Source organism: Stenotrophomonas sp. P5_A8 (genome assembly GCF_056400545.1).
In genome coordinates this window covers 1-7,896 of record NZ_JBFULB010000177.1, presented here as the reverse complement: position 1 = coordinate 7,896, position 7,896 = coordinate 1, and the positions used below count along the sequence as shown (strand labels likewise).

Sequence of the window (7,896 nt, the reverse complement as noted above, 5' to 3'; positions counted from 1 at the left end):
TGCGGTGGCACGCGCGGCATCGCTGCGCGCCTGCGCGGCTTCGGCGGCGGTCGGGGCCTGGGGTGCGCTGGGCACCACCGCGGTCGGCGGCGGCGCGCTGGCCGTCGCCGGTACGGCAGAAGGTGCACGGGCGACACTGGCCGGGGCATCGCCGGGCCATTCGATCACCAGCCGCGATTCATCGCCCTGCTTGACCATCTGCGGACGGAACGGCGCCACCGATTCGGCGAGGTCGAACACCACGCGGAAGGTGCCGGGCACCGGCTGGCCGGTACGAACGGCAGTGACCACGCCCTTGGGCGCAGGCAGCTTGAGGTTGCGGATCGCGCTGGAGTCCGGGAAATCCACCACCAGGCGGTTGGGACCGGCCAGCGACAGGGTCTTGTAACCACCACTGCCGGTCAGCGCGATTTCCGCGCGGGTGCCGGTGGCGCCGGTCTCCAGACCCACCTGGCGGACCTCGCCAGCCCACGCCAAGGCGCTCGCCAGACAGAGTCCGACGGCGGCACAGATGGCGGTGAGTGGTTTCCCCATTGGCATGGGTCAGGATTCAATCACCGCGCTGAACGAAATGCAACTCCTTTTCCCTTAATAATCCGTAACCTGCCGGTGTTTCCTACTGTCAGCCGACAGAAACAGCCTGCAAGTCGCCCCCTTGAGGCAAGCGGGTGAGCCATTCGCGACCGGCGTCGCTGGTCGCGGTGAGACGCGCGCGGCGTCCCTGCCCTTCGATTTCCAAGGCGATGACCAGGTCGGTCGGTGGTAGCGCGCCGGCGCCGCGCTCGGGCCATTCGACAAGCCACAGCGAGGCGCTGCCCTCGTCCAGGCCCAGGAAATCCAGCTCTTCGGCTTGGCCGATGCGGTACAGATCCAGGTGCCAGGCCTCATGCCCATCGTCCAGCGGATAGCGCTCGACCAGGGTGTAGGTGGGGCTGCGGATCGCGCCCTGCACGCCCAGCGCACGCAGCAGTGCGCGCGCCAACGTCGATTTGCCGGCGCCAAGGTCGCCCTGCAGTTGTACCACCGCCTGGGGCGGACGGGTGGCGGCCAGCCACTGCCCGAGCAGGTCGGTGTCGTCGGTCTGGGCGAGGAAAAACGTGATCATGCGGTGGAAGGTTCCGGATTGACCAGGCGGCGCAGCGGCACCAGCAGGTCGGTGGGGAGCAGGCCACGCTGGCCTTCGCGGGCGGCGGCATCGCCGGCCAGCCCATGCAGCAGTGCACCGCTGCTGGCGGCATCGAACGCGTCCAGGCCCTGTGCGCGCAGCGCGGCAATGATGCCGGTCAACAGGTCGCCCATGCCGCCGACGGCCATGCCCGGGTTACCCGCGGCGATGACCCGGGGCCGTTGGCCGGGGGCGGCAACCACGCTGCCGGCGCCCTTCAACACCACCACCGCGTGGAAGCGCTCGGCCAGTGACTGGGCGCTGCCGTAGCGGTCTACCTGGATCTGCGCGGTGCTGCAGCCGAGCAGGCGTGCGGCCTCGCCCGGATGCGGGGTCAAAATCGCGTCGTCCAGCGGTTGCGGGTTCCTGGCCAGCAGGTTCAGCGCGTCGGCGTCGATGACCAGCGGCTTGCCGCTGCCCAGCACCTGCCGCCAGAGCTCGTGCGCCCAGTCGTCCTGGCCCAGCCCGGGCCCGATCGCGACCACCTTGGTGCGCGGCAGCAGCGCCTGCAGGTCCTGCGCGTCCTCGACGGCATGCACCATCGCTTCGGGCAGCCGCGCCAGCAACGGCGCGACATGCACCGATTGCGTCGCCACGCTGACCAGCCCKGCGCCGGTGCGCAGCGCGGCTTCGCTGGCCAGCATCACCGCCCCGCCGCTACCGCGATTGCCGCCCACGCACAGCACATGGCCGGATTCGCCCTTGTGGGTGTTGGCGCGCCGCGCCGGCAGTTGTGCGGCAAGCCGCGGCGGCTGCCACGAGCACGCCGCAGGCAGCACACCCGCATCGGCCGCCTCGGGCAACTGCAGCGGTGCCAGCCGGCGCCCGCCGATGTGTTCAAGTGCATCGCCGGTATACAGCCCGCGATGGCGCACGATGAATTGCAGGGTCACGCTGGCCCGCACGGCAGCCCCGGCGACCGCGCCGCTGTCGGCGTCCACCCCGCTGGGCACATCCAGCGACAGCACCGGTACGCCGGCGGCGTTGATCGCCTCGATCAGCGCCTGCGCCGGCCCGCTCGGCACGCGGTTCAGGCCCAGCCCGTACAGCGCGTCCACCAGCACRTCGGCGTCCGGCAGCGCATCGGTGAAGACCTCCACCTGCCCGCCAGCGGCCAGCCAGGCCTGCAGCGCATCCTGGGCCAGCGGCGTGGCGGCGGCATCGGTGGCCAGCCGCAGCACCTGCACCTGGCGTCCGGACTGGCGTGCCAGCCGGGCCAGCACATAGCCATCGCCGCCGTTGTTGCCGGCGCCGACCACCACACAGATGCGCCGGGCCTGCGGCCAACGCTCCAACAGGCAGTGCCAGGCGGCCTGCCCGGCCTGCGCCATCAACGACGCACCGCCATCGCCCAGCGCCGCGCTGGCCTGGGCATCGATCCGGCGCGCGGCGGATACATCGAACAGTTCAGCAAGCTGGGGCATGCCGGGATTCTATACTTGTCGCCATGTCCGCTGTTCCGTTGCCCGCCCCCATCGACCTGGCCCGCGCCACCCAGCGCGTGCGGGAGATCGCGCGCGCGCACGGCTTCCAGCGCTGCGGCGTGTCCGGCATCGACCTGGGCGAGGACGAGGCGCACCTGGCCGACTGGCTGGGCAAAGGCCTGTACGGCACGATGGACTGGATGGCCCGGCACGGCACGATGCGCGCGCGCCCGGCCGAACTGCTGCCCGGCACCGTGCGGGTGATTTCCGTCGGCATGGACTACGGCCACAAGGACGATGCGCAGGCGTGGAACACGCTGCACGACGCCGACCGCGCCTATGTGGCCCGCTATGCACTGGGCCGCGATTACCACAAGTTGATGCGCAACCGCCTGCAGAAGTTCGCCGATGCGATTGCCGCGGAGATCGGCGCATTCGGCTACCGCGTGTTCGTCGATTCGGCGCCCGTGCTGGAACGCGCCCTCGCCCGCAATGCCGGGCTGGGCTGGATCGGCAAGCACACCTGCCTGATCGACAAACAGGGCGGCTCGTGGTTCTTCCTCGGCGAGATCTACATCGACCTGCCGCTGCCGGTGGATGCACCGGCCAGTGCGCACTGCGGCAGCTGCACGCGCTGCATCGATGTGTGCCCGACCCAGGCGATCATCGCCCCGCAGCGGCTGGATGCACGGCGCTGCATCTCCTACCTCACCATCGAACACGACGGCGCCATCCCCGAAGACATGCGCCCGCTGATGGGCAACCGCATCTACGGCTGCGACGACTGCCAGCTGGTCTGCCCCTGGAACAAGTTCGCGCGGCGCACCGACGAACCGGATTTCCGCGCGCGCAACGATCTGGACACTGCCTCGCTGGCGCAGCTGTTCGCGTGGGAGGAAGACGAGTTCCTGCGCCGCACCGAGGGCAGCCCGATCCGGCGCAGCGGCCACGAGCGCTGGCTGCGCAACATCGCCGTGGCGCTGGGCAATGCCCCCACCCATGCCGACACGCTGGCCGCCCTGCACGCACGCGGCGAACATGCCTCGCCGATCGTGCGCGAACATGTGCAATGGGCGCTGCAGCAGCACGCCGCGCGCGACCCGGCGCCATGAAGCTTGTGCGACCATAGGTGCCCGTTCGTAGCGTTTGACCCGTCCATGGACCGCAGCACGCAGATCCTTACGCCCAGCCAGCTCAACATCCTGGCCCGCGACCTGCTGGAAGGCGCGTTCCCGCTGATCTGGGTCGAAGCCGAACTTGGCAGCGTCACCCGGCCCGCCTCCGGGCACATGTATTTCACCCTGAAGGACGCGCGCGCGCAGATCCGCGCGGCGCTGTTCAAGCCCAAGAGCCAGTGGCTGAAGTTCATCCCGCGCGATGGCATGCGCGTGCTCGCGCGCGGCCGGCTGACCCTGTACGAAGCCCGTGGCGAGTACCAGCTGGTACTGGACCACATGGAAGAAGCCGGCGAAGGTGCGCTGCGCCGCGCCTATGAACAGCTCAAGGCGCGCCTGGAGGCCGAAGGCCTGTTCGCGGCCGAGCGCAAGCGCCCGATGCCTGCGCACGTGCGGCGCCTGGCGGTGATCACCTCGCCCACCGGCGCGGCCGTACGCGACGTGCTCAGCGTGTTGCAACGTCGCTTCCCGCTGCTCGAAGTGGACCTGCTGCCCAGCCTGGTGCAGGGCGACAGCGCCGCGGCACAGATCACCGCGCTGCTGCGCGCGGCCGATGCCAGCGGCCGCTACGACGTGATCCTGCTGACCCGCGGTGGTGGCTCGCTGGAAGACCTGTGGGCGTTCAACGATGAACACCTGACCCGCGCCATTGCCGCCAGCCAGACCCCGGTGGTGTCGGCGGTGGGTCACGAAACCGACTTCAGCCTGGCCGATTTTGCCGCCGACCTGCGCGCGCCCACCCCGTCGGTGGCCGCCGAGCTGCTGGTGCCCGATCAGCGCGACCTGCACCTGCACGTGCGCCGGCTGGCCGCGCGGATGGTGCAGCTGCAGCGCCACGGGCTGGGCCAGGCCATGCAGCGTGCCGACCGCGCCCTGCTGCGCTTGAACGCGCAGGGACCCCAAGCGCGCCTCCAGCTGATGCAGCGCCGTCATCAGGACCTAGCCCGGCGCCTGGCCGGGGTCTGGCGGCAGCAGCACGAGCGCCGCCAGGCACAGCTGCGGCATGCCGCCGTGGTGTTGCGCAATGGCCACCCGCAGCGCCGTCTGGACGCCCTGCGCGAGCGTCTGCAGCGGCTGCAGCCGCGCGCCGATGCAGCCATCGGCCGCCAGCTGCAGCGCGACCAGCTGCGCCTGCGCGCACTGGCCCGTTCAATGGAAGCGGTCAGCCCGCTGGCCACGGTTGCGCGCGGTTACAGCATCCTCACCCGCGAAGACGACGGCAGCCTGGTGCGCTCCCCCCTGCAGGTCAGCCCCGGCGACGCGCTCAAGGCCCGCGTGCAGGACGGGGTGATCGAGGTGGTGGTGAAGGAACCGGCGCGCTGAAGCGCCAGCGTGGCGGGCAGCCTGCGCTGGTTTACTGGTGCGCGCTCTCGCAGTACTTCTGCCGGTACTCCATCGCCTTGGGCATCAGCGCCTGCAGGTTCTGGATGCGCGTGCCCGGGTTGGGATGGGTGGACGAAAACTCCGGCGGCGCCTGCCCGCCGCTGCTCTGGCCCATCCGCTCCCACAACGGCACCGCTTCGCGCGGGTCGTAGCAGGCCGCAGCGGCCAGCATCAGGCCCACTTCATCGGCCTGGGTTTCATGGCTGCGCGCGTACGGCAGCAGATACCCGTAGCCCATCGCCGACATCATCATCTGTTGCTGCTGCGGGTCCATGCCACTGGCCGCGCCGGCCATCTGCCCGATCTGGGTGAGCTTCTGCTGGGCCATGCGCTGCGCGCCGTGGCGCAGCAGGGCATGGGCGATCTCATGGCCCATCACCACCGCCATCGCATCTTCGGTGCGGGCCACTGGAATCAGTCCGGTGTACACCGCCATCTTGCCACCCGGCAGGCAGAACGCATTGGCCTGTTCGGAGGGAATCACGTTGACCTCCCACTCGAAGTCGCGCGCGAAATGCGCCGGCTTCAACCCGTGTTCTTCGGCGAGCGCAGTCTCCACCACGTCCACCTTGGCGATCAGGCGCTTGGCGATCGACTGGATCTCGCGCGACTGCGGCGCATTCGGATCCAGCGGCCGCTCCTGCGCCAAGATCTCCTGGTAGGCCTGCAGGCCGAGCGCCTTTTCCTGGGTGGCATCGAGCGAACTGTCGATCAGCACGCGCTCACCGGTATACGGATCCACCGCGCGGTTGGAGAACCAATAGAACGCCGCATAGCCGGCGAAGGCCAGCAGCACCCACCAGCGGATGTTGCCGAACAGCCCCGGGCGGCGGGCCCGACCCTGCTGTTGACCACCGAACGGATCGTTGCGCATGTTGCAGATTCCCTGGCTGGATCGGCACACCCTGGCCGACACGGCGCCATCTTAGTGGCTGCGCGGGGATTTGACGTGAGTGCCGGGACACGCCCGGCATGGCTCAGATGCCGCGCACCAGACGGAAGCCGATGCGGGCGCTGGTCGTATCTGAATCCTGCGATTGCCGCCACGCCGCGCGCGTCTGGTCCGGTGCATTGGCCCAGTTGCCGCCGCGGATCACCCGCTGCCGGCAGCCCGGGTTGAACCAGGCCACCCCGTCGGACGGCGCGCGCCGGTAGCTGGCGTGCCAGCAGTCGGCCACCCACTCGCTCAGGTTGCCGGCCACGTCGTGCACGCCCCAGGCGTTGGCATCGAACGTGCCTACCGGCGCCGGCCCCCACCAGCCGTCGCTGTATCCCACGAACGCGTTGTACCAGTGCCGGCCGGACGGGGAGACATCCTCGGCACCGGTGAAGTTGCCGGCATTCGGCGGCGGCGTGCCTGCATCGCCCCACGGATAGCGGCCGCTGCTGCCGGCACGCAGCACGTATTCGAATTCGGCCTCGCTGGGCAGACGGTAGGAGCGGCCGGTCTGCTCGGACAGCCAGCTCGCGTAATTCTCGGCGTCGCGCACGCTCACATGCATCACCGGCGAGGTCGGGATGGCCGGTACGCCGTTGTACCCGGACCGCCAATCCACCCCGCTATGCCGCACGAAGTTGCCGCTGCGCTCGTCGTAGACGATCGAATGGCCGCGCCGGGTGGCGCGCGGGCGGGCGTTGCTGGCCTGCACGTAGCGACGGAAGTCGGCCACGGTCACCTCGGTGATCGACATCGCAAAGCCCCGCTCGAACCGCACGTAGTGCGACGGCTTCTCCGCATCGCTTGCCCCACGCTCGTTGTCGCCCGCGCCCATCTGGAAGCCGCCGTGCGGCACCACGATCATCTGCGGACCGCGCCCGCCATCGCGTAGCGCGTCGCTGAACACCTGCCGCGGCCGGAAGCTGCCGTAGTGGGTAACAAGTTCGATGCGCTCCCGCAGCTGGCCCACCACCGGGTCGCCGGGCAGCGCGATGCGCAGGGCGTCTTCGAGCTTCTCGCGCGCCGCCTTCAAGCCTTGCGGGGTGGTCAGGTCGCGCAGGCCCTCATCGCGCAGGCGGGTGAGCGTATCGGCGCGGATGCGCTCGACCCGTTCGAACGCGTCGGCGATGGTGATCGACGAGTCGCGCACCTTGGCCGCCTCGGCCAGCCAGGTGCCGGCGCTGGCGAAATCCCCCGCGCGGGCGGCGGTTTCGGCACGGCCGATCAACGCACTCTCGGCGGCGGCCAAGCCCTGACGCGCGCGCGCGTCGTCCGGATTCAAGGCCAGCGCTTCGCGGAAATTKGGGATGGCGCCATCGCCATCTTCGCCCACCCGGTCGGCACGCAGGTCGTCTTCCCCGGCCCGGTTGTAGGCGATCACGCGCTGGGCGATCTCCACGCGCGACTGCAGTTGGCGCACGCGCGCATCGTCGGGCGCAATCTCGAGCAGCACCAGCGCCATCTCACTGGCCTGGGCCAGCGCTTCACGCTGCTTCAGCGGCCGCGACAGCAGCGCGGCGGCCTCATCCAACAGGCGCTGACGTGCCCGCTTCAGGCCGGCCAGGGCCTGGCGGTCCTTGCCGTCGTGCTGCAGCAACGCCAACCAGAGCGGAATGGCCGCCTCGGCGTCGGCGTACAGCCGGTCGTGTTCGAAGGCCTGTGCCGCCTTGCGCCGCGCCGCCGCCACGCCGTCATCGGCGATCTGCACCGCCGGTGGCTGCCAGCGCGCCACGGTTTCGGCCGCGTCCTCTCCCCCGATGGTCACCTGCGCGACCGGCGCAGCGGCTGCAGGCGCGCTGCGCGCCGCCGGCC

Annotated in this window: 7 protein-coding genes; 2 read left to right on the top strand and 5 right to left on the bottom strand. The window is 70.3% G+C overall.

Annotation, left to right across the window (positions count from 1 at the left end):
* The 3 genes from AC1DQP_RS13000 to AC1DQP_RS12990 form a co-directional block, all read right to left on the bottom strand.
* On the bottom strand, positions 1-540 hold a 540-nt coding region (locus tag AC1DQP_RS13000; protein ID WP_478051746.1), incomplete at its 3' end, for an AMIN domain-containing protein.
* 82 nt (positions 541-622) lie between these two features.
* Positions 623-1,105, bottom strand: coding sequence for a tRNA (adenosine(37)-N6)-threonylcarbamoyltransferase complex ATPase subunit type 1 TsaE (tsaE, locus tag AC1DQP_RS12995; RefSeq protein WP_457318407.1), 483 nt, complete (start codon positions 1,103-1,105; stop codon positions 623-625).
* The gene (locus AC1DQP_RS12990) at positions 1,102-2,589 is read right to left on the bottom strand and encodes an NAD(P)H-hydrate dehydratase (protein ID WP_457318406.1); all 1,488 of its coding nucleotides are present in this window, start codon (positions 2,587-2,589) and stop codon (positions 1,102-1,104) included. Before AC1DQP_RS12990 ends, tsaE begins: the two co-directional genes overlap by 4 nt.
* Before the next feature lie 23 nt (positions 2,590-2,612).
* On the opposite strand from AC1DQP_RS12990, the gene queG reads away from it, so the two are divergent.
* Positions 2,613-3,701: a tRNA epoxyqueuosine(34) reductase QueG gene (queG, locus tag AC1DQP_RS12985; protein WP_457318405.1), complete on the top strand. Its 1,089-nt coding sequence runs from the start codon at positions 2,613-2,615 to the stop codon at positions 3,699-3,701.
* 45 nt (positions 3,702-3,746) lie between these two features.
* Entirely contained in the window at positions 3,747-5,087 is a 1,341-nt protein-coding gene (gene xseA, locus AC1DQP_RS12980) for an exodeoxyribonuclease VII large subunit (protein ID WP_457318404.1), read from the top strand.
* 31 nt (positions 5,088-5,118) lie between these two features.
* Here xseA and AC1DQP_RS12975 read toward each other — a convergent pair whose 3' ends face one another.
* Together AC1DQP_RS12975 and AC1DQP_RS12970 are read right to left on the bottom strand one after the other, a co-directional pair.
* Positions 5,119-6,021 carry a M48 family metallopeptidase gene (locus tag AC1DQP_RS12975; protein ID WP_256774703.1) on the bottom strand — a complete coding sequence of 301 codons (903 nt, stop codon included), beginning with the start codon at positions 6,019-6,021 and terminating at the stop codon, positions 5,119-5,121.
* Positions 6,022-6,124: 103 nt separating this feature from the next.
* Positions 6,125-7,896: SUMF1/EgtB/PvdO family nonheme iron enzyme (locus AC1DQP_RS12970; RefSeq protein WP_478051745.1), on the bottom strand; the 1,772-nt coding region annotated here is incomplete at its 5' end.

What these genes read in the sequence shown, in the direction of transcription:
- tsaE (WP_457318407.1), bottom strand. Translation starts at nt 1,105, where the DNA reads ATGATCACGTTTTTCCTCGCCCAGACCGACGACACCGACCTGCTCGGG.
- queG (WP_457318405.1), top strand. Translation starts at nt 2,613, where the DNA reads ATGTCCGCTGTTCCGTTGCCCGCCCCCATCGACCTGGCCCGCGCCACC.
- AC1DQP_RS12975 (WP_256774703.1), bottom strand. Translation starts at nt 6,021, where the DNA reads ATGCGCAACGATCCGTTCGGTGGTCAACAGCAGGGTCGGGCCCGCCGC.
- xseA (WP_457318404.1), top strand. Translation starts at nt 3,747, where the DNA reads ATGGACCGCAGCACGCAGATCCTTACGCCCAGCCAGCTCAACATCCTG.